This window comes from Pseudomonas sp. B111, assembly GCF_026428275.1.
Classification (GTDB): Bacteria; Pseudomonadota; Gammaproteobacteria; order Pseudomonadales; family Pseudomonadaceae; genus Pseudomonas; species Pseudomonas aeruginosa.
Genome location: NZ_CP097857.1, coordinates 4,938,374 through 4,962,631, shown reverse-complemented (window position 1 = coordinate 4,962,631; position 24,258 = coordinate 4,938,374). Strand labels below are relative to the sequence as shown.

General features: G+C 65.8%; 22 protein-coding genes. 5 read left to right on the top strand and 17 right to left on the bottom strand.

Going from position 1 to position 24,258, the window contains the following annotated elements:
- Nucleotide 1: 1 nt before the first annotated feature.
- Complete coding sequence (locus M6E97_RS22975; RefSeq protein WP_003096230.1) at nt 2-445, top strand: acyl-CoA thioesterase; 444 nt, start codon at nt 2-4, stop codon at nt 443-445.
- Here M6E97_RS22975 and M6E97_RS22970 read toward each other — a convergent pair.
- Nucleotides 427-984, bottom strand: a complete 558-nt coding sequence (locus M6E97_RS22970; RefSeq protein ID WP_003096224.1) for a chorismate mutase — start codon at nt 982-984, stop codon at nt 427-429. The genes M6E97_RS22975 and M6E97_RS22970 overlap by 19 nt on opposite strands.
- A 223-nt stretch (nt 985-1,207) precedes the next feature.
- Between M6E97_RS22970 and M6E97_RS22965 the strand changes: the two genes are divergently transcribed.
- Nucleotides 1,208-1,423: a carbon storage regulator gene (locus tag M6E97_RS22965; RefSeq protein WP_003096222.1), complete on the top strand. Its 216-nt coding sequence runs from the start codon at nt 1,208-1,210 to the stop codon at nt 1,421-1,423.
- A 68-nt stretch (nt 1,424-1,491) separates the two neighbouring features.
- Here the strand turns inward: M6E97_RS22965 and M6E97_RS22960 are convergent, their stop codons facing one another.
- The 5 genes from M6E97_RS22960 to M6E97_RS22940 form a co-directional block, all read right to left on the bottom strand.
- Nucleotides 1,492-1,899, bottom strand: coding sequence for a glycine zipper domain-containing protein (locus M6E97_RS22960; protein WP_003096219.1), 408 nt, complete (start codon nt 1,897-1,899; stop codon nt 1,492-1,494).
- 97 nt (nt 1,900-1,996) lie between these two features.
- Nucleotides 1,997-2,512: a hypothetical protein gene (locus M6E97_RS22955; protein WP_003096217.1), complete on the bottom strand. Its 516-nt coding sequence runs from the start codon at nt 2,510-2,512 to the stop codon at nt 1,997-1,999.
- A 309-nt stretch (nt 2,513-2,821) separates the two neighbouring features.
- The gene (locus M6E97_RS22950) at nt 2,822-5,143 is read right to left on the bottom strand and encodes an FdhF/YdeP family oxidoreductase (RefSeq protein ID WP_033937898.1); all 2,322 of its coding nucleotides are present in this window, start codon (nt 5,141-5,143) and stop codon (nt 2,822-2,824) included.
- A gap of 7 nt (nt 5,144-5,150) precedes the next feature.
- Nucleotides 5,151-5,990 (bottom strand): formate dehydrogenase accessory sulfurtransferase FdhD, encoded by an 840-nt coding sequence (fdhD, locus tag M6E97_RS22945; protein WP_031686200.1) that lies wholly within the window; start codon nt 5,988-5,990, stop codon nt 5,151-5,153.
- A 58-nt stretch (nt 5,991-6,048) separates the two neighbouring features.
- On the bottom strand, nt 6,049-6,969 hold the full coding sequence (locus M6E97_RS22940; RefSeq protein WP_003096212.1) for a LysR family transcriptional regulator: 921 nt from the start codon (nt 6,967-6,969) through the stop codon (nt 6,049-6,051).
- A 173-nt stretch (nt 6,970-7,142) separates the two neighbouring features.
- Between M6E97_RS22940 and lysM the strand changes: the two genes are divergently transcribed.
- A complete protein-coding gene (gene lysM / locus M6E97_RS22935; RefSeq protein ID WP_003096210.1) occupies nt 7,143-7,580 on the top strand; it encodes a peptidoglycan-binding protein LysM in 438 nt (145 codons plus the stop codon).
- A gap of 51 nt (nt 7,581-7,631) precedes the next feature.
- Here the strand turns inward: lysM and yrfG are convergent, their stop codons facing one another.
- Nucleotides 7,632-8,297, bottom strand: a complete 666-nt coding sequence (gene yrfG, locus M6E97_RS22930; RefSeq protein WP_003135990.1) for a GMP/IMP nucleotidase — start codon at nt 8,295-8,297, stop codon at nt 7,632-7,634.
- Between the two features lie 125 nt (nt 8,298-8,422).
- Here yrfG and nudE point away from each other — a divergent pair, with 125 nt between their 5' ends.
- On the top strand, nt 8,423-8,989 hold the full coding sequence (nudE, locus tag M6E97_RS22925; RefSeq protein ID WP_003096206.1) for an ADP compounds hydrolase NudE: 567 nt from the start codon (nt 8,423-8,425) through the stop codon (nt 8,987-8,989).
- Entirely contained in the window at nt 8,986-9,807 is an 822-nt protein-coding gene (gene cysQ, locus M6E97_RS22920; RefSeq protein WP_023127039.1) for a 3'(2'),5'-bisphosphate nucleotidase CysQ, read from the top strand. The genes nudE and cysQ overlap by 4 nt, the downstream gene beginning before the upstream one ends.
- Before the next feature lie 49 nt (nt 9,808-9,856).
- Here cysQ and fabY read toward each other — a convergent pair whose 3' ends face one another.
- From fabY to dctB, 10 genes are all read right to left on the bottom strand, one after another.
- Entirely contained in the window at nt 9,857-11,761 is a 1,905-nt protein-coding gene (fabY, locus tag M6E97_RS22915; RefSeq protein WP_033937896.1) for a beta-ketoacyl-ACP synthase FabY, read from the bottom strand.
- Between the two features lie 450 nt (nt 11,762-12,211).
- The gene (gene arcC / locus M6E97_RS22910; RefSeq protein WP_003096199.1) at nt 12,212-13,144 is read right to left on the bottom strand and encodes a carbamate kinase; all 933 of its coding nucleotides are present in this window, start codon (nt 13,142-13,144) and stop codon (nt 12,212-12,214) included.
- A gap of 60 nt (nt 13,145-13,204) precedes the next feature.
- Complete coding sequence (locus M6E97_RS22905; RefSeq protein WP_003096197.1) at nt 13,205-14,215, bottom strand: ornithine carbamoyltransferase; 1,011 nt, start codon at nt 14,213-14,215, stop codon at nt 13,205-13,207.
- A gap of 79 nt (nt 14,216-14,294) precedes the next feature.
- Nucleotides 14,295-15,551 carry an arginine deiminase gene (gene arcA, locus M6E97_RS22900; RefSeq protein WP_003111744.1) on the bottom strand — a complete coding sequence of 419 codons (1,257 nt, stop codon included), beginning with the start codon at nt 15,549-15,551 and terminating at the stop codon, nt 14,295-14,297.
- Nucleotides 15,552-15,572: 21 nt separating this feature from the next.
- A complete protein-coding gene (gene arcD / locus M6E97_RS22895) occupies nt 15,573-17,021 on the bottom strand; it encodes an arginine-ornithine antiporter (RefSeq protein WP_003141893.1) in 1,449 nt (482 codons plus the stop codon).
- Between the two features lie 797 nt (nt 17,022-17,818).
- Complete coding sequence (gene dctM / locus M6E97_RS22890; RefSeq protein ID WP_003096192.1) at nt 17,819-19,102, bottom strand: C4-dicarboxylate TRAP transporter large permease protein DctM; 1,284 nt, start codon at nt 19,100-19,102, stop codon at nt 17,819-17,821.
- Entirely contained in the window at nt 19,099-19,731 is a 633-nt protein-coding gene (gene dctQ / locus M6E97_RS22885; RefSeq protein ID WP_003096191.1) for a C4-dicarboxylate TRAP transporter small permease protein DctQ, read from the bottom strand. Before dctQ ends, dctM begins: the two co-directional genes overlap by 4 nt.
- Before the next feature lie 18 nt (nt 19,732-19,749).
- Nucleotides 19,750-20,745 (bottom strand): C4-dicarboxylate TRAP substrate-binding protein DctP, encoded by a 996-nt coding sequence (gene dctP, locus M6E97_RS22880; RefSeq protein WP_003105525.1) that lies wholly within the window; start codon nt 20,743-20,745, stop codon nt 19,750-19,752.
- A gap of 240 nt (nt 20,746-20,985) precedes the next feature.
- Nucleotides 20,986-22,374 (bottom strand): two-component system response regulator DctD, encoded by a 1,389-nt coding sequence (gene dctD / locus M6E97_RS22875; protein ID WP_003096187.1) that lies wholly within the window; start codon nt 22,372-22,374, stop codon nt 20,986-20,988.
- Nucleotides 22,371-24,209: a two-component system sensor histidine kinase DctB gene (dctB, locus tag M6E97_RS22870; RefSeq protein WP_003123664.1), complete on the bottom strand. Its 1,839-nt coding sequence runs from the start codon at nt 24,207-24,209 to the stop codon at nt 22,371-22,373. Before dctB ends, dctD begins: the two co-directional genes overlap by 4 nt.
- Nucleotides 24,210-24,258 lie beyond the last annotated feature (49 nt).

Genomic DNA, 24,258 nt, shown 5'->3' with positions numbered 1-24,258 from the left:
CATGGCGACCGCCCCGAGACCGCTGCGCGAGCAGTACCTTCATTTCCAGCCGATCACCACGCGCTGGCACGACAACGATATCTACGGACACGTGAACAACGTGACCTACTATGCGTTCTTCGACACGGCGGTGAATACCTACCTGATCGAGCGCGGCGGCCTGGATATCCAGGGCGGCGAAGTGATCGGCCTGGTGGTCAGTTCCAGCTGCGACTATTTCGCGCCGGTGGCCTTCCCCCAGCGGATCGAGATGGGCTTGCGGGTGGCGCGCCTGGGCAACAGCTCGGTGCAGTACGAACTGGCCTTGTTCCTCGAAGGGCAGCGGGAGGCCTGCGCGGCCGGGCGTTTCGTGCATGTCTTCGTGGAGCGCCGAAGCAGCCGCCCGGTGGCCATTCCGCAGGGACTACGCGATGCGCTGGCCGCGCTTCAGAGCGCGGCCCAGTGACAGAGATCGCCCGCCGCCCGTGACAGGGCGATGGCGTGCAGTTCGTCCAGGCGATCGTCGCGTACCTGCCGTTGCAGCGCCTGGTTTAGCCTCGGCCGGCAGTCGTCGACGCGCAGTTCGGCGAGCGCCGGGGCGTAGCCGCGCAGCAGCTCCAGGTTGAGCTGATTGAGGCGGTTGCGGATGCGCTCCAGGTCGACCGCCTGGCCAGCGTCCGGTAGCGGCCGGCTGAGCAGGCGGTACTGGACCAGCTTGTTCGCCTCGATCTGCGCGGCGAACAGCAGGCGCACCTGCTCGGCGCCGACCCCGTGGCTCCCGGCTTGTCCGGCGAGCATCTGCAACTGTTGTTCTTCCCGCGGGCTGTCCTGTACCGCCTTGCCCGACTGGGCCTTGCTCTGGGCTACCTGATCGGCTAGTTGCAAACGCTGGCTGCTCAGGCTCAACAGTTGCTGGAGAGCCGGCGACAGCGGCTGGGCCTGGAGCAGCGGGCCTTGCAGGAGCAGGAGGGCAAGCAGGCCCCAACTGGCGAACGACGGGCGCATCTGGAAATCTCGATTGAATTGATGCCGGGCACGCTAGCAAAGCGAGCCCGGTGCGACAATCCATGACATGGCGTGAGGCGATGAGGAAGCGCTGGATGGGACATTTCTGATTGAACGTTTGCAGTCTCGACGCTGGAGCAATGTTCTGTGACCATCCCTCCACACCATTTCATTCACCAAAGGGGCCGGTTTGCCCCTGCTATGACTGGCAAGGACGCGGAACATGGGTTTCCTGATACTCTCCCGCCGAGAAGGCGAAGGCATCACCCTGTCCCTCAAGGCCGACTACCCGGCGGAGGAACTGATTCGGCAATTGCGCGAAGGCGGCATCCGGATCCTGGTCACCGATATTATCGGCAACCAGGCCCGGGTCGGGATCGAGGCGCCGCGTGGCGTCCTGATCGTTCGCGACGAGTTGAAGACGGCACCGAAAGGCTGACGAACGGTAGAAAGTAAAAGCCCCGCGGTCGCGGGGCTTTTACACATCGGCTTCGGCAAGCATGCCGATCAACGATGCTTGTGCTTGCGGTGTTTCTTGCCGCGGTGACCGCTGTCGTTGTCCTTGCCCAGGTTGTTACCGACCGCGCCACCCGCTGCGCCGCCGAGGCCTGCACCTATGGTCGCGCCGGTGCTGCCGCCCAGCTTGTTGCCGATCACCGAACCGCCGGCCGCGCCTAGCCCGCCACCCAGGGCTGCTTCGGTCTTGCGCCCGTCCTTGGCGGTCATCGCGCCGCCGGCCGCGCCACCTAGGCCGGCACCTATGGCCGCACCGGTGCTACCGCCGATGGCGTTGCCCACGACGTTGCCCAGGGCGCCGCCCACGCCGCCGCCCACGGCGGTCTTGGTGGAGTCGCCGGCGAACGCGGCTTGTGCGCCCAGCAGGCCGAACGCGATTACCAGGAGAGATTTACGCATCGTGCGTGCCTCATCGTTGAATCAGGAGGGAAATACGGTCGTTCGCACAAAGGCCGGACCATCAGGCCCGGCCTTTGCGTCGTGGGGAGCGGAGGAATCAGTCGTCGTAGTAGCGACGATGATGCTTATGGCGCTTCCACTTCTTGTACCGGCCATAGTGATGGCCGTTGTCATGCCGGTAATAGCCATCGCGATAGCCGGCGCGGCGGTAGTAGCGACGGTCGCGGTAGTCGTCATCGTCGTCGTAGCGGCGGTTGCCGTCGCCATAATGGTTGCCCAGCGCGCCGCCGCCGGCGCCGCCGAGGGCCGCGCCGATCAGGCCACCGGTGCTGCCACCGATCTGCCGGCCGATGACGTTGCCGCCTGCGGCACCGAGGCCGCCGCCGATCGCCGCTTCGGTCTTGTTACCGCGTCCGGCGCCGACTGCACCGCCCGCAGCGCCACCGATGCCGCTACCGATCGCGGCGCCAGTGCTGCCGCCGACCGCATCGCCGACGACCGAACCCAACACCCCGCCCAAGGCGCCGCCGATGGCCGCGCGGGTGTTGTCGCCTGCGAAGGCGGTACCACCGACCAGACTCAGGGACAACAGGAGTATCGAGGAATACTTCATAGAGAGTTTCTCTCTGTGGGGATGACGGCTGCGATGCTGGGGTTGGCCCAAACCGCTGACAAGCGTCAGCCGACGATTGGTAGAACAAACTCGAAATATTCCAAGTGCTTGTTTTTTATGGGGAACTTTCTTCGGCGGAGGCGGTCTTAAACCGAATGCGAAACGCGATTTCAGGGTCGAAATCGGTATTTTTGCTGGCGGGATGCTGGCCATTCTAACGCCGACGAGCGGCCTGCCTTCAAGGCCTTTCATCGACTTTTTCCTTAAGACGCCGCCTCCTGTTGCAGGAGGCGGCGTTTTTCGTGGGCTTCAGATAATGCGCCCGTCGCCCGTGGCCTTTTCCAGGCGTACCGCGATGAACTTCGAAGTCGGCGTATGGCTGCCGACGCCGACGCTCTCCAGCGGCACCAGGGGATTGGTTTCCGGGTAGTAGGCGGCTGCCTGGCCGGCCGGGATGTCGAAGGCGAGCAGGGTGAAGCGGCGTACCCGGCGTTCGATGCCATCGCTCCACAGCGAGACCAGGTCGACCTTGTCGCCCGGCTGGTAGCCCAGGCGGCGGATATCCGCCTCGTTGGCGAATACCACTTCGCGCTGGCCCTTCACTCCGCGATAGCGATCGTCCAGGCCGTAGATGGTGGTGTTGTACTGGTCATGGGAGCGCAGGGTCTGCAGGATCAGGTCGGGTTCGAGGCCGCTGTCGCGCACCTGTGCCGGCAACAGGTCGCGGGGCAGCGGGTTGGCGACGAAGTTGGCCTTGCCGCTGGCGGTGTTCCAGCGCCGTTCTCCGGCGGCGTTGCCGAGGTAGAAGCCGCCGGGATGCCGGACGCGGCGGTTGAAGTCGGCGAAACCGGGGATGGTGTCGGCGATCAGCTCGCGGATGCGCTCGTAGTTGGCGATCAGCGCGTCCCAGTCCACCGGATGGTTGCCCAGGGTTGCCTTGGCGATGCCGGCGATGATCGCCGGCTCCGAACGCATCTGCTGCGAGAGCGGCTCCAGTTGCCCGTAGGACGCGTGGATCATGCTGAACGAGTCTTCCACCGTGACCGCCTGCGGGCCTTCGGCCTGGCGGTCGATGTCGGTGCGCCCCAGGCAGGGCAGGATCAGTGCGTCGCGGCCGGTGGTCAGGTGGCTGCGGTTGAGCTTGGTGCTGATGTGCACGGTCAGGTCGCATGACGCCAGGGCGGCGTGGGTGCGCAGACTGTCCGGGGTGGCCTGGGCGAAATTGCCGCCCAGGCCGATGAAGACCTTCGACTTGCCGGCGAGCATCGCGGCGATCGCCTCGACGGCGTTGTGCCCGTTGTGGCGTGGCACTTCGAAGCCGAAGCGCCGTTCCAGTGCGTCGAGCAGCGCCGCCGGCGGCCGCTCGTTGATGCCCATGGTGCGGTCGCCCTGCACGTTGCTGTGGCCGCGGACCGGGCAGAGACCGGCGCCCGGGCGGCCCAGGTTGCCGCGCAGGAGTTGCAGGTTGACGATTTCCTGGATGATCGCCACCGAATGATGGTGTTGGGTGATGCCCATCGCCCAGCAGACGATGACCCTGTTCGCCCGCCGGTACATCCGCGCAGCCTGTTCGATTTCCGCCAGGCTCAGCCCGGACTGGCGCTCCAGGTGTTCCCAGGGGGTGGCATCCAGTTCGGCCAGGTAGGCCTCGAGGCCGTCGGTGTGCTCGGCGATGAAGGCGTGGTCGAATACCGGCTCGCCGCCCTCGGCCTGGGCGTCGCGCTCCCAGGCGAGGAGGAACTTGGCGATCCCGCGGATCGCCGCCATGTCGCCGCCCAGTGCCGGACGGAAGAACGCGGTGTTCAGCGGCGAGGAGCCGTTGGTCAGCATTTCCAGCGCATTCTGCGGATGCTGGAAGCGCTCCAGGCCGCGCTCCTTGAGAGGGTTGAAGCAGACCACCTGGGCGCCGCGCTTCACTGCTTCGCGCAGCGGCTCGAGCATGCGCGGGTGGTTGGTGCCGGGGTTCTGCCCAAGGATGAAGATCGCGTCGGCGTGTTCGAAGTCGTCGAAGGTCACGCTGCCCTTGCCGACCCCGACGCTGCGGCCCAGTGCCACGCCGCTGGCCTCGTGGCACATGTTCGAGCAGTCGGGGAAGTTGTTGGTGCCGAACGCGCGGACGAACAACTGGTAGAGGTAGGCCGCCTCGTTGCTGGCCCGCCCGGAGGTATAGAACTCCGCCTGGTCGGGGCTATCCAGGCGGCGCAGGTGCTCGGCGACCAGGGCGAAGGCGGCGTCCCAGGTGATCGGCTGGTAGTGGTCGCTGAGCGGGTCGTAGCGCATCGGTCCGGTGAGGCGGCCCTGGTATTCCAGCCAGTAGTCGCTCTGTTCGCGCAGGGCGCTGACGCTGTAACGGGCGAAGAACGCCGTGTCGACGCGGCGCTTGGTGGCTTCCCAGTTGACTGCCTTGGCGCCGTTCTCGCAGAACTTCACCCGGCCGTCTTCCGGCGAGTCGCCCCAGGCGCAGCCGGGGCAGTCGAAACCGCCGTTCTGGTTGGTCTTGAGCAGGGCGCGGAGGTTCTTGAACGGCTGTTTGCTGTCCAGCCAGAAGTGCGCCACGCTGCGCAGCGCGCCCCAGCCGGCGGCGGCACCGGCGTAGGGCTTGTAGCGGGGTTGGAGAGGTTGCAGGCTCATGACGGACTCACTCGGTTACGGCCGGCGCCGGGCTGTAGACCCGCGGGGCACTGTGATGGGGCTGGTGGATCAGGTTCAGCTGGTGGCGGCGCGCCCATTGCACGGTCAGGGCGGTTGGCGCGGAGAGGCTGACCAGGGTGCCGATCCCGGCGCGTACGGCCTTGTGGATAAGCTCCAGGCTGCAGCGGCTGGTGACCACGGCGAAGCCCTGCGCAGCATCCAGTCCCTGTCCATGCAGGGCGCCGATCAGCTTGTCGAGGGCGTTGTGGCGGCCGATGTCCTCGCGACACAGGCGCAGCTCGCCATGCTCGTCGAAATACAGCGCGGCATGCAGGGCGCCGCTATGGCGCGCCAGTCGCTGGGCCTGCTCGATACGCTGGCGCAGGGCGCCGAGATGGACGGCGGGAGGCAGCGCCTGCGACGACCGCTCCGGCAGTTGCGGCAGCGCCTGCTCCAGGGCTTCGACGCCGCACAGGCCGCAGCCTGACGTGCCGGCCAGTTGCCGGCGCTGGCGCTTGAGGTTCCAGAATGCGCGGCTGCTGATCTCGACCTCGGCGTGGAGGGATTCGCCCTGGCCGCTGACGCGGATTTCATAGATTTCGTCGATGGCCTGTACGAAGCCACTGCTGAGGCTGAAGCCGCGGACGAAATCCTCGATGTCCTCGGGCGAGGCCATCATCACCGCCTGGTTCAGTCCGTTGTAACTGATCGCCAGGGCACACTCGGCGGCAAGGGAGGCCTGGCCGATCTGCTGCGGCAGGTGCAGGTCGGCGTAGCGGTAAACGTCGGGAACGGCGGAAGGCGCCCAGGTATCGGCGGATACCGGGCATGCAGGCTGGCAAGGCATGGGCTGGGCCCTATCGTTCTAGGTGTGGAGCCAGCCTAGGCCTGTCGCGGAGCGGCGTCTAATCGGTTGTGCCGATACCCTGATCGACAGGGTCTATCAAGCCGGCGGGCGCCAGCCAGGTCCGGGCCTCCTCGAAGCAGGCTTCGGCCAGCGCCGAGCGCGGCTGTCCGCTGCGAATGATCAGGCCGAGCGCTGCCAGGGTATGGGCGTCCTCGATGGGGACCAGGCGCAACTCGTCGTCGACTTCGCTGCCCAACGGCATGATCGCGCAGCACAAGCCACGCTGCACCGCCTGCAGCAGTTGCTGCACCGAATCGGTTTCCAGGCGCGCGATGGGGCTCAGCCCGCGGCTGCGGAAGTTGTGGTCGATGGATTGGCGGAAGTGCATGCCCGCCGAGAGCAGGCCCAGCGGCAGGCCAGCCAGCGCATCCCAGTTCAGCAGCGCGGCGTCGAGCGGGAAATGGCTGGGGTGATGGAGCAGGCCCATGCGGGTCTCCGCCAGTTCGATGCCCTCGAAATGGCTGCGGTCCAGACGGTCCAGATAAGAGACGCCGAGATCGAACTGGTTGCGCGCCAGGCCTTCGAGTACCTGTTCCGAACTCAGGGAATAGAGCTGGAAACGCAACTCCGGGTGGCGCCCGGCCATGTGCTGGACCAGGCGCATCGGGTCGAAGCTGGCCAGCGGGACCACGCCCAGGCGCAGGGTCCCGACCAGTTGCCCGCGGCAGGCGGCGGCTTCCGCGTACAGCCCTTCCTGGGCCGCCAGCAGGCTGCGTGCCCAGGCCAGTACGCGCTCGCCGGCCTCGGTGAAGCCTTCGAAGCGCTGGCTGCGTCGCACCAGTTCCAGGCCGAGTTCTTCTTCCAGGCTGCGCAGGCGCATGGACAGGGTCGGCTGGGTGACGTGGCAGCGTGCGGCGGCCTGGCCGAAGTGGCGGGTTTCGTCGAGGGCGCAGAGGAATTTCAGTTGCTTGATGTCCATCGGCGCTTCCGTGGCGGGGGTGTCGCCGAATCTTAACGCGAATGGGCGCAGTGTTATGGGGTGGCGAAGGAGGCTAGGGATATTTCGCCGGTTTTTGCAGTCTAGACTTGGCTAGTCGCGGATCGGGATTGCGCCGGCCGCTTGCAACCGTAACCGTAAAGGGAGAACCAAAGATGGGTATTTTCGCGTTCGTGAAGGAAGCCGGTGAAAAGCTGTGGGATACGCTGACGGGGCATGAGGCACAGGCGGCCGAGTCGCTGAAGGAGCACGTCGCCAAGGTCGGCCTGGGCAACCCGAACATCCAGGTTTCGGTGGAAGGCGACAAGGTCATCGCCTCGGGCGAGGTGGCCAGCCAGGAGGAGAAAGAGAAGATCCTGCTGGCGCTGGGCAACGTCGCCGGCGTCTCCTCGGTGGAAGACAAGATCACCGTGGCCCAGGCCGCTCCGGAGGCGCGCTTCGTCACCGTGAAGAAAGGCGACACCCTGAGCGCCATCGCCAAGGCCGAATACGGCAATGCCAACGCCTACATGAAGATCTTCGAGGCCAACAAGCCGATGCTCAGCCATCCGGACAAGATCTACCCCGGCCAGGTCCTGCGCATTCCCGAGTGATCCCGGCGTTTCGCCAACCCCGCCCGCGTGGCGGGGTTTTCGTTTCCGCGGCTACGGCAGTCCTTCGAGCAGCCGCCGGTAGTCCTCCTGGGCAGCGAACTCCTCGGTGTCCCGGACCTGGCCACGGCTGTCCGGGTGGCGTACCGCCAACAGGTGGGCGACACCATAGGCGCGGGCGCTGCGCAGGATCGGCAGGCTGTCGTCGATGAACAGGCTGCGCTGCGGGTCGAAGCCGAAATCGGCTTGCAGGGCGCTCCAGAAGCGCGCGTCCTCCTTCGGGTAGCCGTAGTCGTGGGAGCTGATCAGTCGGTCGAAATAGGGCGCCAGTTCGATCCGTTCCAGCTTCAGCGACAGCGAGTCGCGGTGCGCGTTGGTGATCAGCGCCACGCGCTTGCCGGCCTGGCGCAGGGCGGCGAGGAAGGTATCGGCGTGCGGACGCAGCGAGATCAGGTGCGCCACCTCGTGCTTGAGTTCGCGGATCGACAGGTCCAGTTCCCGGCTCCAGAAATCCAGGCAGTACCAGTTGAGCTGGCCAGCGTGTTCGCGGAACAGCGGCTCGAGCACGGCATCGGCTTCGGCGCGACTCAGGCCGTTGCGTTCGGCATAGCGCTGGGGCAGGTGTTCCAGCCAGAAGTGGTTGTCGAAGTGCAGGTCGAGCAGGGTGCCGTCCATGTCGAGCAGCACGGTGTCGATGGCGGACCAGGGCAGGGTGGGCATGGCGGCTCTTGTCGCGGTTCGTCGCGATCGATGCGGAAATCTGTCGCTTCCCATCAATCTCCGACAGGGATAATCGGAAAAGCCGGGGTATGATAACCCGCCGGCTTCGCCAAGGAGTTATCCACATGCGTCAGAAACCCACCGTACTCGCCAGCGAGATCGTCGCGAAGAGCCGACTGTTCGCTGTCGAGGAGTTGCAACTGCGCTTCAGCAATGGCGTCGAGCGCACCTACGAGCGTCTGGTCGGCAAGGGCCAGGGCTACGGTGCGGTGATGGTGGTGGCCATGCTCGATGCCGAGCACGCGGTGCTGGTGGAGGAATATTGCGCCGGGGTCGACGAATACCAGTTGTCGCTGCCCAAGGGCTTGGTCGAGCCGGGCGAGGACATCCTCGCGGCGGCCAACCGCGAACTCAAGGAGGAAGCGGGCTACGGTGCCCGGCAACTGGAGCACATCACCGAACTGTCGCTGTCGCCGGGCTACATGAGCCAGCGCATCCAGGTGGTGCTGGCGCGCGATCTCTACGAGGAGCGCCTGCCGGGCGACGAGCCGGAGCCGATGGGCGTCGATCGCATCAGCCTGCGCGAACTCTCGAGCCTGGCCCAGCACGCTCAGTTCAGCGAAGGCCGCGCCCTGGCCGCGCTGTACCTGGTGCGCGACCTGCTCACCCAGCGCGGCGAGTACCAGGCATGAGGCCGGTGCCCTGGGGCGAATTGGTGGCGCTGGTGCGGCGCGCCGGCGAGGCGATCCTGCCGCACTGGCGCGCCGACGTGGCGGTGCGCTCGAAGGCCGACGAATCGCCGGTGACTGCCGCCGACCTGGCCGCGCACCATATATTGGAGACGGGATTGCGGGCGCTGGCGCCGGACATTCCGGTGCTTTCCGAAGAGGATTGCGAGATACCGCTGAGCGAGCGCGGCCACTGGCGGCGCTGGTGGCTGGTGGACCCGCTGGACGGCACCAAGGAGTTCATCTCCGGTAGCGAGGAGTTCACCGTCAACGTGGCCCTGGTCGAGGATGGCCGGGTGCTGTTCGGCCTGGTCGGCGTGCCGGTGAGCGGCCGCTGCTACTACGGTGGCGCCGGTCTCGGTGCCTGGCGCGAGGAGGCCGATGGCCGCGCGCAACCGATCAGTGTGCGCCTGGAGCCCGAGGAGGCCTTCACCGTGGTGGCCAGCAAGCGCCACGGCAGCCCGGCCCAGGAGCGCCTGCTGGATGGCTTGAGCGAGCGCTTCGGCGACCTGCGGCGAGCCAGCATCGGCAGTTCGCTGAAGTTCTGCCTGCTGGCCGAGGGCGCTGCCGACTGCTATCCGCGCCTGACGCCAACCTCGCAATGGGACACGGCCGCCGCCCAGGGTGTGCTGGAAGGCGCCGGCGGCGAGGTGCTCGACCTGCATGGCGCGCCATTCACCTACGAGCCGCGCGAGGACTACCTCAACGGCTCCTTCCTGGCCCTGCCGCGCGCTGCCGAGTGGCGCAGCGAACTGATCCAACTGGCGCGCGCGCTGCACTGAAACGAAAAGGCCCGGTCTTCTAGCCGGGCCTTTGCCGTTGTGGCGGCGCTCAGTCGAGCATGTCGCTGAAACGCGCGTCCTTCTTGTATACCAGCGGCTGGCTGAAGCCGGGCACCGTCACCTGTTCGGCGCTGACCTCGATGGCGTGCTCGTCGATCAGGTCCTGGCCGAAGTTGTAGATGATCTCCAGGTCGCCCTGCAGCGCGCGCTGGTCGTAGGCGCGGGCGGCGGCGCGGGTCTGCTCGCGCTTCTCGACGTAGGCGGCGAAGGCCGCTTGGCCATGGCGCTTGCGCAGCATCTTCTCGGCGATTCGCGGCGACAGCACCACGCCGCTGGCGTTGTTGCCGCCGAAGCCCTTGGAGTTGATGAAGCACACCTCCAGCGGCTTGTCCTGGCGCATGTCGCGATTGGAGATGCTCAGGCGCTGCTGGTGGACGTCGTCGGCGACCTTGTCGATGGTCTTGATCCCAGGGAGGATGCCGTACTTGAAGGTGCCCAGGGCGGAAATCAGTTGATCGGCGCTGGCGGTGGCCAGGGAGTGGCCGACGTAGGCCTTCACCGCGGTGACCGGCCAGCCGTCGATGCCGAAGGCGCTGGCCACGCGGTCGAGGATTTCCGATTCGGTGACCCGGTTGGCCGGCGTGCTGGAGCCGTGAGCGTGGACGAAGCTGGCGTGGCGCACGGTGTCCAGGCCGACGATCTGCACCGCGCTGGCCACCGCCTTGGCTACCGTCAGGTAGTTGCCCGGGCCGGGGGCGGAGATGGACTTCTTGAAACCGTCGGCGTTGATGAACACGTCGGTCACCGCGCCGTGGATATCCGCGCCCAGGCGCAGGGCCAGTTCGTCGTCCATCAGCACTACGTACTGGCTGGACTCGGCCAGGGTGAAGCCGCAGTTCTCGCCGAACGGCCGGCTGGCGCGGCGGAAGTCCACGTCGTCGCGGCCTTCGATCAGGCGCAGGCCTTCTTCGGTGGCCAGTGCGCCCATGGCGCTGTAGCCCTCGATGCACTCCGGCAGGATCGGCGCCTCGCTGTTGCCGACGATGACCACCCGGGCCTGGCCGCTGGTGATGACGTCGATACCCTTCTGCAGGTTGTAGAGGAAGGTGGCGCAGGCGCCTGTGATGCTGCCGGTCATGCCGACGCTGCCGAGCACGTAGGCATTGATGAAATCGGTGGGCATGCTGTTGAAGCCCAGCGGCAGTTGCTTGGCCGAGACCCGGTGGCCCTTCAGGCGGGATTGCATCAGGCCGCCGAAACCGTTGTCGTCGAGCTGGCTCATGATGCTGCCGGAGAACACCGCGATCTCGTCGGGCTGGACGTTGTCGACGATGGTCTTCCAGTCGATGCCGGTGGAGCGGATCGCGTCGGTCGCGGCGACCACCGACATCTGCAGGCCGCGCGGGTGGAAGCGCGAGTTGTACAGCTCGCCCGGTTCGAAACCGGTGGGCAGCTGGCCAGCGGACTTCACCGTCAGCGCACGGTAGCTGTCGACCTTGAACTCGCAGCGCTCGTGGATGCTCACCAGTACCTCGCCATCCTCCGCGGGAGCGATCGACCAGTTGGCCGGCAGCGGCTCGGGCAGTTGCTTGGGCGAGGCCTTGAAGGTCAGCGCCTGGCCTTCGGCAGGGGACAGCTCGAGGACCTTGTGCCAGTGGACGGCATCCGGGTCGAGGTACCGCGGTTCGATGCGTCGCACCAGGGTAGAGGCGAAGATGCGTTCGGCGTAGCGCCGCTCGATGTCCTCCGGGGACAGCGGCGTGCCGTCTTCGGCCAGGTAGCGGCCGCCTTCGGCCTTGACCAGTTTCATCATGACCGCCAGGCCGGCTAGGGTTTCCTGGCGCGCCTGCGGGTCCATCGATTCGATGACCATGCGACGGAAGCCGTGGTGGAAGGAACTACGGCCTGCTGCGTTGTAGCCACCGAAACCAACAATGACCGGTAGTCGAGACATCACTCAGAAACTCCTTCGAATAGTCGTTCGCGTGCCGGGCTGCTGCCTGGTCCGGAGCGGGAAGCGCGTGGCGGCGATGGCGGCCTTTCCCGTCGGCGAGGCGAGCTTCACGGACCCGGGCACGAGCCAGTGGCCGTTGAAATGATCAGGGTGACTATGCTGACGTGAATCATGACTATCGAGTCACGTATTTTCCTACTGAATACCGCGTTGCGTGGGCTTTCCACAAGTGCTGGCGGTCTGCCGTGGGGGGGATTGACGCCCATGGCCGGGCTGTTGGCAGAGGTGGTGCGTGGGCGAGTGTTGCGGGACTTGCTTGAAAGTCCGCGCGCAGAGGCGCGGCGCTGGGGCGTTTGCGGAGGCGGCGGATGACGCGTGGCGCTATCCGCCCTTCGCCCGATGCCGGCGGAGGAGAATGAAGAAGGGCCGCGAAGCGGCCCTGGGGGGGTATCAGCGGTACTCGATGCCCGCCTTGCGCGTGCTGACCCGTGTTCCCGCCTTGCCCTCGGTGATCGCGACGATGTCCGCGAGCGAACCGATCACCGCGTCCTTGCCGGTGGCGCGGGCGAACTCGATGGCGGCCTGGACCTTCGGTCCCATGGAGCCGGCGGCGAAGCCGAGGCGCTCCAGTTCGTCCGGGTGGGCCTGGGCGATGGCCTTCTGGGTCGGCTTGCCCCAGTCGACGTAGGCCGCGTCGACGTCGGTGGCGATGATCAGGATGTCGGCCACCAGCTCCTGGGCCAGCAGCGAGGAGCAGAGGTCCTTGTCGATCACCGCCTCGACGCCGCTGAGCTTCTTCCCGGCCTCGTCGTACATGGTCGGGATACCGCCGCCGCCAGCGCAGATGACGATGGTGCCTTTCTCCAGCAGCCACTTCACCGGGCGGATCTCGAAGATCCGCTTCGGCCGCGGGCTGGGCACCACGCGGCGGAACTTGTCGCCGTCCGGGGCGATGCTCCAGCCCTTCTCGGCGGCCAGGCGCTCGGCTTCTTCCCTGGAGTAGACCGGGCCGATCGGCTTGGTCGGGTTCTGGAACGCCGGATCCTTACCGTCCACCTCGACCTGGGTGAGGATGGTGGCGAACGGCACTTCGAACGGCAGCAGGTTGCCCATCTCCTGTTCGATCATGTAGCCGATCATGCCCTCGGTTTCCGCGCCGAGGACGTCCAGCGGGTAGGGCGAGACCTGGTCGTAGGCGGCCCCCTGGAGGGCCAGCAGGCCGACCTGGGGGCCGTTGCCGTGGGCGATCACCAGCTCGTTGCCGGGCGCCACCTTGGCGATCTGTTCGGCGGCGATCCGCACGTTTTCCCGCTGGTTGTCCGCGGTCATGGGTTCGCCACGGCGTAGCAGGGCATTACCGCCCAATGCGACGACGATACGCATATCGGTTACCTCCGGAAGGCGGCTGCGCCCGGCCGCGTGGGCCGGGGCGCAGGAGCGCGGTCAGATGTCGGCGAGGGTCGAGACGAGGATCGCCTTGATGGTGTGCATGCGGTTCTCGGCCTGCTCGAAGGCGATGTTGTAGGGCGACTCGAAGACGTCCTCGGTCACCTCGATGCCGTTGGCCAGGTTCGGATACTGCTCGGCGATCTGCTTGCCGACCTTGGTCTCGCTGTTGTGGAACGCCGGCAGGCAGTGCATGAACTTGGCCCGCGGGTTGCCGGTGGCCTTCATGATCTCCATGTTGACCTGGTAGGGCAGCAGTTCCTTGATCCGCTCGCCCCAGGCTTCCACCGGCTCGCCCATCGACACCCAGACGTCGGTGTGGACGAAGTCCACGCCCTTCACGGCTTCCTTCGGATCCTCGGTGAGGGTCAGCTTGGCGCCGCTTTCCTCGGCGAACTTCTTGCATTGGGCGACGAACTCGTCGTGCGGCCAGAGCGCCTTCGGCGCGGCGATGCGTACGTCCATGCCGAGCTTGGCGCCGATCAGCAGCAGGGAGTTGCCCATGTTGTTGCGCGCGTCGCCCAGGTAGGCGTAGCTGATGTCGTGCAGCGGCTTGTCGCTGTGCTCGCGCATGGTCAGCACGTCGGCGAGCATCTGGGTCGGGTGGTATTCGTCGGTCAGGCCGTTGAACACCGGAACGCCGGCGAACTTCGCGAGTTCCTCGACGATTTCCTGCTTGAAGCCGCGGTACTCGATGGCGTCGTACATCCGGCCGAGGACCCGCGCGGTGTCCTTCATGCTCTCCTTGTGGCCGATCTGCGAGGAGTTCGGGTCGATGTAGGTGACGTTGGCGCCCTGGTCGTAGGCGGCCACCTCGAAGGCGCAGCGGGTGCGGGTGGAGGTCTTCTCGAAGATCAGGGCGATGTTCTTGCGTTGCAGGTGCTGCTGCTCGGTGCCGGTGTACTTGGCGCGCTTGAGGTCGCGGGACAGGTCGAGCAGGTAACGCAGCTCGCGGGTGCTGTGGTGCATCAGGCTGAGCAGGTTACGGTTGTGCATGTTGAAAGCCATGATTGATCTCCTTGTGGGAAGTCGGTGGGCGGCGCCCCTCCTGGGGACGCCGCCGTTCAGCTCGAGAGAGGGTTGTCTGTCAGTAGTCGATCGGGTCGCGGACGATCGGGCAGGTCATGCAGTGGCCGCCGCCGCGACCGCGACCCAGTTCGCTGGCGCTGATGGTGATGACCTCGACGCCGGCCTTGCGCAGCAGGGTGTTGGTGTAGGTGTTGCGGTCGTAGCCGACCACCACGCCCGGCTCCAGGCAGACCACGTTGTTACCGTCGTCCCATTGCTCGCGCTCGGCGGCGAAGCTGTTGCCGCCGGTCTCGACCACGCGCAGTTTCTTCAGGCCGAGGGATTCGGCGACCACTTCGAGGAAGGTTTTCTCCTCGCGGCGGATGTTCATGCCGTAGGGGCTGCTCGGATCGGGGCGCAGGCTGAAGGGCACGATTTCCTTGACCACTTCCGGGAAGACCGTGACCAGGTCGCGGTCGCAGAAGCTGAACACGGTGTCCAGGTGCATCGCGGCGCGGGACTTCGGCAGGCCGGCGACGATCACCCGCTCGGCGGCGCCCTTGGCGAACAGCGACTGGGCGACCTGACCGATGGCCTGGCGCGAGGAGCGCTCGCCCATGCCGATCAGGACCACGCCGTTGCCGATCGGCATCACGTCGCCGCCTTCCAGGGTCGAGGAGCCGTGGTCCTTGTCCGGGTCGCCGTACCAGATCTCGAACTCGGCGTTGGCGAACTCGGGGTGGAACTTGTAGATGGCGGTGGTCAGCAGGGTTTCCTGTCGTCGCGCCGGCCAGTACATCGGGTTCAGGGTCACGCCGCCGTAGATCCAGCACGTGGTGTCGCGGGTGAACTGGGTGTTCGGCAACGGCGGCAGCAGGAAGCTGGAATGGCCCAGGTACTCGCGGTACATCTTGAGGATGTTGGCGCCTTCGCTGGCGGGCAGGTCGTCAGCGGCGACGCCGCCGATCAGGTACTCGGCCAGCTTGCGCGGCTCCAGGCTCTCCAGCCAGGAGCGCAGCTCGCTGGTCAGGCCCAGGCCGACGCTGTCGGCGGTGATCTTGCGATCGAGGATCCACTTCAGCGCTTCCGGGTTCTGGATGGTCTCGGTCAGCAGGTTGTGCATCTCGAGGACGTCGATGCCGCGCTCGCGCATCTTGGTGACGAAGTCGAAGTGGTCGCGCTTGGCCTGGTTCACCCAGATCACGTCGTCGAACAGCAACTCGTCGCAGTTGCTCGGGGTCAGGCGCTGGTGGGCGAGTCCGGGCGAGCAGACCATCACTTTGCGCAGTTTGCCGGCTTCGGAGTGGACGCCAAGTTTGGTTTTTTCCGTGCTCATTTCACGTCTCCAGTGGAGTAATCAGAGGGTGAGGAAACCGTCGTAGAGGCCGTAGGCAGCCACCAGGGCGCCAATGACGACTGCGGCGAAGATCAGTTTTTCGATTCCGGTGAAGATCGGCTGGCCGACCTCGTGCTTGGCCTTGGCGAAGAGGATCGCGCCGGGCGCATACAGCAGGGCGGACAGCAGCAGGTACTTCAGGCCACCGGCGTAGAGCAGCCAGACCGCGTAGACCACAGCGATGCCGGCGATGACCAGGTCCTTGCTGCGTTCGCGGGCATCGTTCTCGTAGGTCTCGCCCTTCAGGGTCAACAGCAGGCCATAGGCGGCGGACCAGAAGTACGGGATCAGGATCATCGAGGTGGCCAGGAGCAGCATCTTGGTGTACGGGTCCATGCCGTCCGGGTCGCCCGAGGTGAAGAACACCACCACCAGGAACACCTGTACGCAGATGTTGGTCAGCCACAGGGCGTTGGCCGGCACCTGGTTGGCGTTCTCGCGGCGCAGGAACTCCGGCATGGTGTGGTCCTTGGCCGCGGCGAACATGATCTCGGCGCACAGCAGCACCCAGGAGAGCAGCGCGCCCAGCAGCGAGATCAGCAGGCCGACGCTGATCAGCACGGCGCCCCAGTGGCCGACCACATGCTCGAGTACCAGCGCCATCGACGGGTTCTGCAGCTTGGCCAGTTCCGGCTGGGTCATCACGCCCATGGACAGCACGTTGACCAGCACCAGCAGGAGCAGGACGGTGATGAAGCCGATCACGGTGGCCTTGCCGACGTCGGAACGTTTTTCCGCGCGGGAGGAGAAGATGCTCGCGCCCTCGATGCCGATGAACACCCAGACGGTGACCAGCATCATGTTGCGCACCTGGTTCATCACGCTGCCCAGGTCCGGGTTGCTCTTGCCCCAGATGTCGGCGGTGAAGATGTCCAGCTTGAAGGCGAACAGGCAGATCAGGATGAACAGGAACAGCGGGACGATCTTGGCCACGGTGGTGACGGTGTTGATGAACGCCGCTTCCTTGATCCCGCGCAGCACCAGGAAGTGCAGGGCCCAGAGCAGGACCGAGGCGCAGACGATCGCGGCGACGGTGTCGCCCTTGCCGAAGATCGGGAAGAAGTAGCCGAGGGTGCTGAACAACAGGACGAAGTAGCCGACGTTGCCCAGCCAGGCGCTGATCCAGTAGCCCCAGGCCGAGGAGAACCCCATGTAGTCGCCGAAGCCGGCCTTGGCGTAGGCGTACACGCCGCCGTCGAGTTCGGGCTTGCGGTTGGCGAGGGTCTGGAAGACGAAAGCGAGGGTGAGCATGCCGACGGCGGTGATCGCCCATCCGATCAGGACGGCGCCGACGTCGGCGCTGGCTGCCATATTTTGCGGAAGGGAGAAGATGCCCCCTCCGATCATCGAGCCGACAACCAGAGCCGTTAGCGCTCCTAGTCGGAGTTTTTGGCTGGATTCTTGGGACATTTTCGGAATCTCCCTATAGGAATTGAGAGTGAAGCCATTAGGCGGCAGCGGCTATTGTTGAATGCTGATCCACGTCAATAGCTTCCTACTCAAAGTAATTAGATGACGCATTCCTGTAAGTCGCGAGTGCCAAAGATAGAAGAGGAATCTAAGACCTGCCCGGAATAGGGCGGTTTTTTCATGTGATAGGGGAAGTCTTGCCATCCGCTACGGGGAAAGCTTGAAATTGCTCGAAATCGGGCTATAAGCCGCGGATCAAGCCGGATCGTTGATGCCGATCAATGAATTTCGCGAGACGGTATTCTGACTTTTGGAGGGGGGCTCGCCAGCTTGTTGGCGGTCCGCCGAAAAACCGCCACGGTTTGCCAGAGAAGTGTTTCAGTATTTCGGTGTAGGTGCTTTTTTATTTATAAGTAAAAATAATTTTCCGCTCTCATCAAAGAACGAAAAAGCACAAGGAAAGAAATGAAGAAGCCCGGCGTTCGCCGGGCTTCTTCATTTGGACTTCAGGGTATGAAGACCGCTGGGGGGACGGGATCGCCGCCCACCCGCCGCGCGTGCTGGCGCACGTCGGCACAGGGGAAGGGGCCGCCATCCGGTTCGTGGCCGAAGGGCGCGGTTCGCCGGGCGAACCGAAAGCCGGTGCCAGGGGCACTGCGAGCGATTGAGCAAGCGGCGTGCCAGCCATCGACAGGTGGCCCGGCCCGTCAACTGCGGGGCACGGGCCTGCGGCATGAGCGGATTTTTGCCGAAGGCCCGAGCGCAGGGCGGGGTTTTCCGCCGTCGTTACCGTTCCGTCAGCTCATCCCCAGCCAGTTCGGCAATGCCATGGATACCGCCGGGATGTAGGTCACGATGATCAGGAACACCAGCAGGATCATCAGCCACGGCAGCGCCGCGCGGATGGTCGCGCCCAGCGGCATGCCGGTGACCGCCGAGGTGACGAACAGGTTGAGGCCGACCGGCGGGGTGATCAGGCCGATCTCCATGTTCACCACCATGATGATGCCGAGGTGGATCGGATCGATACCCAGCTCCATGGCGATGGGGAAGAAGATCGGTGCCAGGATCAGGATGATCGCCGAGGGCTCCATGAAGTTGCCGGCGATCAGCAGCACGATGTTCACCACCAGCAGGAACATCCACGGCGACAGCCCGAGGTCGGTGACCCAGGCGGCGATACTCTGCGGAATCTGCTCGGTGGTCAGCACATGGGCGAAGAGCATGGCGTTGGCGATGATGAACATCAGCATGATGGTCAGCTTGCCGGACTCCAGCAGCACCTTCGGGCACTCTTTCAGGCGCATGTCCTTGTACACGAACAGCGCCACGAACGCCGAGTACACGGCCGCGACGGCGGCAGCCTCGGTTGGGGTGAAGGCGCCCGAATAGATGCCGCCGAGAATGATCACCATCAGCAGCAGGCCCCAGAGCGCCTTGCGCGCGCTGGCGATCCATTCGCGAAGGCTGACTCTCGGCATGGCTGGCAGCTTCTTGACCCGGGCGACGATGTAGATCACCACCATCAGGATCAGGCCCAGCAATAGTCCGGGGACCACGCCGGCCATGAACAGCTTGCCGACCGAGGTTTCGGTCGCCGCGGCATAGACCACCATGACGATCGACGGTGGGATGAGGATGCCCAGGGTGCCGGCGTTGCAGACGATCCCGGCGCCGAACGCCTGTGGGTAGCCCGAACGGACCATGCCGGCGATGGCGATCGAGCCGACCGCCGCCACCGTTGCCGGCGAGGAACCGGAGAGCGCGGCGAAGAGCATGCAGGCGAGCACCGCGGCGATCGCCAGGCCGCCGCGAATATGCCCGACGCAGGCGTTGGCGAAGTCGATCAGGCGCCGCGCCACCCCGCCGGTGGTCATGAACGCGCCGGAGAGCAGGAAGAACGGGATCGCCAGCAGGGTGTAGTGCTCGGAGGTCTCGAACAGCTTGATTGCCAGCGAGCGTACCGAGTCCGGGCTGAACAGGAGGATCGTCAGCGCACCGGAGAGCCCCAGGGAGACGGCGATCGGCACGCCGATGAACATCAGCAGGAACAGCAGCAGGAAGAGGAACAGGATGGTCATGCTTTCGGCTCCTCGTGCTCGGTCAGCTTCAGCGCGTCGGCGGCCTCGTCGGCCAGGCCCAGGCCGGTCTGACGGTTGCGCAGGATGCGCACGAGGATCTCGGCGAAACGGATGAACACCAGGGCGAAGCCGACCGGCACGATCAGGCCGATGTGCCATTGGCGGATGCCGAAGTGGTCGAGGTCCTCGGCGCCGATGCCGGCGATGAACAGGGTCTTCACCCAGTCGTAGCTGGCCACGCAGAGCAGGCCGGCGTAGCCGAGGCAGGCCAGGCAGGCGATCACGCCGAGGACCCGCTGTACCGGCCGCGAAGCCAGCTTCACCAGTACGTCCACGCCGAGGTGCCCGGCGGTGCGTACGCCGTAGGCGATGCCGAGGAAGATCAGCCAGGCGAACAGGGCCTTGGTCAGGGCGTTGCTCCAGGTCATCTCCTGGGCCAGGCTGAGGATGGCGTCGCCGATGGCGAGCAGCGTCTCGTTGCCGCCCTCCCAGAGGTCGGCGAGATCGTAGAACAGCGTGTAGAGGTTATTGAGGACTACATAAACGAAGGTAACCAGCGTCATGGCGGCGAGGAGGAAGGCGATCAGGCCTTCCTCCAGGCGCGCCCAGACGCGCGCGAGCGCGTGCATGGGCTTTCCCTCTTCTTCTTATTGAGCCTGGTTGGCGGCTTCGGCGGCCTTGATCAGGTCGGCGCCGATCTCACCTTCGAACTTCTTCCACACCGGCTGCATGGCCTTGCGCCATTCGGCCCGCTGTTCGGGAGTGAGTTCGATGATCTCGCTGGTCTTGGCCTCGACGATGCGCTGCTTGTCGCCCTGGTTGAGCGCCTCGGCCTGCTTGTTCACCTCCACGGTCACCTCGTCCATGGTCTTGGCCAGAACGCCGCGCACGTCTTCCGGCAGGCCGTTCCAGAACTTGGTGTTGGTGATCACCATGTAGTCCAGCACGCCGTGGTCGGATTCGGTGATGTACTTCTGCACTTCGTGCATCTTCTGCGAGTAGATGTTCGACCAGGGGTTCTCGGTACCGTTGACCACGCCGGTCTGCAGGCCCTGGTAGACCTCGGCGAAGCTCATCTTGCGCGGGTTGGCGCGCACCGCCTTGAACTGTTCCTCGAGCACCTTGGAGGCCTGCACGCGGAACTTCAGGCCGCGGGCGTCCTTCGGCTCGCGCAGGGGCTTGTTGGCGGACAGTTGCTTCATCCCGTTGTGCCAGTAGCCGAGGCCGGTGATGCCCTTGTCCTGCATCGAGGTCAGCAGCTCCTTGCCCTGCGGGCTCTGCTGGAAGCGGTCGACCGCCTGGATGTTGTCGAACAGGAACGGCAGGTCGAAGATCTGCAGTTTCTTGGTGTACTGCTCGAACTTGGCCAGCGACGGCGCGATGATCTGCACGTCGCCCAGCAGCAGGGCCTCCATTTCCTTGCCGTCGCCGAACAGCGACGAGTTCGGGTAGACCTCCACCTTGACCTTGCCCGGCAGGCGTTCCTCCACCAGTTTCTTGAACAGCAGCGCGCCCTGGCCCTTGGGCGTGTGCTCGGCGACGACGTGGGAGAACTTGATGACGATCGGGTCGGCCGCCTGGACGATTCCGGCGACGGTCAGGGAAAGTGCGCAGACGAGCGCCTTCGCGGTGTGCTTGAGCATGAGACTTCCTCTTTGTTCTTGTCTGTCTTTTATGAAGAGGACAGATGTCCTCTCGGCGTGGCCGAACAAGGGAAGTCTAGGCAGCGCAGCGGCAGATGCTGCGTGAATCGGAAAAGCGCCTGGTCTTCTGCTTGTTGGAACGCTCGGGAAGCAGTGAGCAAGCCCTGTGCCAGTCGGGCAAGGGCGTGCAGGGGAGATGCTGCGGGCGCGAATGGCGAACGGCTGGCGGTATTCCGCCATTCATTCGCCATCATCTGGCGGATTCTCGCCAGGCGTGTTGAACGGCAGGCCGTGCTTGCGCAGCTTGTCGTGCAGGGTCTTGCGCGGGATACCGAGGGCCTCGGCGACGCTGCGCAGCGAATTGTGCGGGCGTTCCAGCTCGGCGGCGATCAGCGAGCGTTCGAAGGCCTCGACCTTGGCGCTGAGGTTGTGCGGCTCGTCGGCGGCGTCGGGCAGGACTCCGTCGTCCAGGCTCAGGCCGAGGCCCAGGGCGAAGCGCTCGGCGGCGTTCTGCAATTCGCGCACGTTGCCCGGCCAGTCGTAGGCCAGCAGCCGCGCCGACTGGCCGGCGTCCAGTTCGCGTGGCGTCAGGCCATGGCGCATGGCGCCGGCTTCGGCGAAATGGCGGAACAGCAGCGGGATGTCCTCGCCGCGCTCGCGCAGCGGTGGGATGCGCAAGCTGGCGACGTTGAGGCGGTAATAGAGGTCGGCGCGGAAGCGGCCCTGGTCGGCGGCCTGGCGCAGGTCTTCCTTGGTTGCCGCGATGATGCGGATATCCAGCGGGATCAGCTGGTTGGAGCCGAGCCGCTCGACTACCCGTTCCTGCAGCAGGCGCAACAGCTTGACCTGCACGTCCAGGCTCATGCTCTCGATCTCGTCGAGGAACAGGGTGCCGCCATTGGCGTACTCGAACTTGCCGATGCGGCGCTTCTGCGCGCCGGTGAAGGCGCCGGCCTCATGGCCGAACAGTTCGCTTTCCACCACCGATTCGGCGAGAGCGCCGGCGTTGATCGCGACGAACGGTCCGTCGCGTCGGCTCGACAGGTCATGCAGGGCCCGCGCGACCACCTCCTTGCCGGCGCCGGTTTCGCCAAGGACCAGCACGTCGGCCTGGATCGCCGCCAGCGAGCCGACCTGCTCGCGCAGGCGCTGCATGCCGGCCGAGCGTCCGATCAGGCGCCCATGCAGTTCGTGGCGTTCGGCCAGGGCCAGGCGCAGGGTGCGGTTCTCCAGGACCAGCCGGCGCACCTCCAGGGCGCGGCGCACGCTGTCGAGCAGGGCGTCGCTGGGAAAGGGCTTTTCCAGGAAGTCGTAGGCGCCGCCGCGCATGGCCTGGACCGCCAGCGGCACGTCGCCGTGGCCGGTGATCAGGATCACCGGCAGGTCGGCGTCCTGTTCGTGCAATTGGCGGAGCAGTTCCATGCCATCGATGCCGGGCATGCGGATGTCGCTGACCACCACCCCGGGCCAGTCCTTGCACTGCGCGGTATCCAGCTGGCGCGCGTCGTCCAGGGTCGCGACCTTGAGCCCGGCGAGGTCGAGCGTCTGGCGCAGGGCCTGGCGCAGGTGCGGATCGTCGTCGATCAGCAGGACCTGGGTCTGGGCATCGAATGGCGCGAAGGGACTCATGCGCGGGTTTCCTCCTGGGGCATGGCGGCGACGCCGGGAACTCCCGGCAGCAAGTGCAGGCGCACCACGGCGCCGCCTTCGAGATGGTTGCCCATTTCCAGGCGGCCGCCGAGGGCGCGCAATAGGTTATCGCAGATGGCCAGGCCGAGGCCGAGCCCTTTGGCGGTGGTCTTGGTGGTGAAGAAGGGTTCGTGGGCGTGGGCCAGGGCGTCCTCGGAAAACCCCGGGCCGTTGTCGCGCAGGGTCAGGGTCACGCCGTGCTGGTCCTGGCTGGCGATCACCCACAGGCGCCGCGGCGGAGCTTTCTCGGCGAGCGCGTCGAGGGCATTGGTGAGCAGGTTGCCGAGGATCTGCCGCAAGCGGGTCTCGCCGGCCTGGACCCACAGCGGGGCGTCCGGCACGTCGCGCAGCAGTTCGACGTTCATCGCCCGCCGCCGGCTGGCCACCATCGACAGGGCGTCCTCGATCGCCGGCTGCAACTGCACGTTCTCCGGCGCCCGGCGCGCACCGCGGGCATAGGCCTTGAGGTGGGCGATGATCGAGGCCATGCGGGTGGTGAGGTCGCTGATCTGCTCGAGATTGCCGCGGGCGTCCTCGGTGCGCTGGTGGTCGAGCAGCACCCGGGCGTTGTCGGCGTAGCTGCGGATCGCCGCCAGCGGCTGGTTGAGTTCGTGGCTGATGCTCGCCGACATGGTGCCGAGGGCCGTGAGCTTGCCGGCCTGGACCACTTCGTCCTGGGCGCGCATCAGCTCGCGCTGGGCCTGCTCGCGTTCGTGGACTTCCTGCTGCAACTGCGCGTTGGCGTTCTCCAGCTCGCGGGTGCGTTCCAGTACGCGCTCTTCCAACTGGCGCTTGGCCTCGGCCTCGAGAGCGATGCGGTCCAGGTAGTGACGGCGGCTGAGGGTCAGCAGGGTAAGTAGCAGGAGCAGGGCGAGCAGGGTCGCGCCGCCGATCAGCAGGACGCTGCGCACCGGCCGTTCGATGAGGGTGCGGGGGGCGTAGATGCTCACCGTCCAGCCGGTTTCCGGCAGCGTCCGGCTCTGGCTGAGCCAGGCGCTCTGTTGCAGGCGCAGGGGCTTCGGGTCCTGCACCGGGTAGGGGATGTTGGCGTGGATCTCGTCGCGCTCCGCCGCGCTCAGCGGCCGACTGGCATGGAAGCGCCAATCCTCGCGTGAGGAGAGGATCACCACGCCGTAGTTGTCTATCACCAGCAGTTGCTCCGGGGAATTGCCCCAGAGCCGTTCGATGTGTTCGAGATCGACCTTCACCACCAGCACGCCGATGATCCGCGAGCCTTCCTTCACCGCACTGGCGAAGTAGTAGCCGCGCTTGATCGAGGTGGTGCCCAGGCCGAAGAAGCGCGCCAGGCGGCCCTGCATGGCCTCGCGATAATAGGGGCGGAAGGCGAAGTTGCGGTGGACGAAACTGTCCGCCTGGGCCCAGTTGGAGGCGACCTGGGTGGTGCCGTCCGGTTGCAGCAGGTAGATCACGTCGGCGCCGGTGCGTCGGCGGATGTCGGCCAGCGCCTCGTTGGCGATCTTCTGCAGCAGCGGGTCGCCAGGTTGTTGCAGGGCCTGGCGCAGCACCGGCAGGCCGCCGAGGATCTGCGGCAGTTCTTCGTAGCGGCGCAGCGTACCGAGCAGGTTGGCGACGTAGAGGTCGAGCGTCTGGCGGTTCTGCTCGGCCAACTGCTCGCTGTAGTAGCGCTCGGCGAAATATTGCAGGGGCCAGAGCAAGGGCGCGAGAAGCAGGGCGAGGATGACCAGCGAGCGCCAGCGATGGAAATAGGCTTTCAAGACGAACGAACCTGCCGTGGCTGCGAGTATCCGGGGCATCCCGGACGGGATGCCCTAAATTATCACGCCTTGCGCCGAGGCCGGTCGC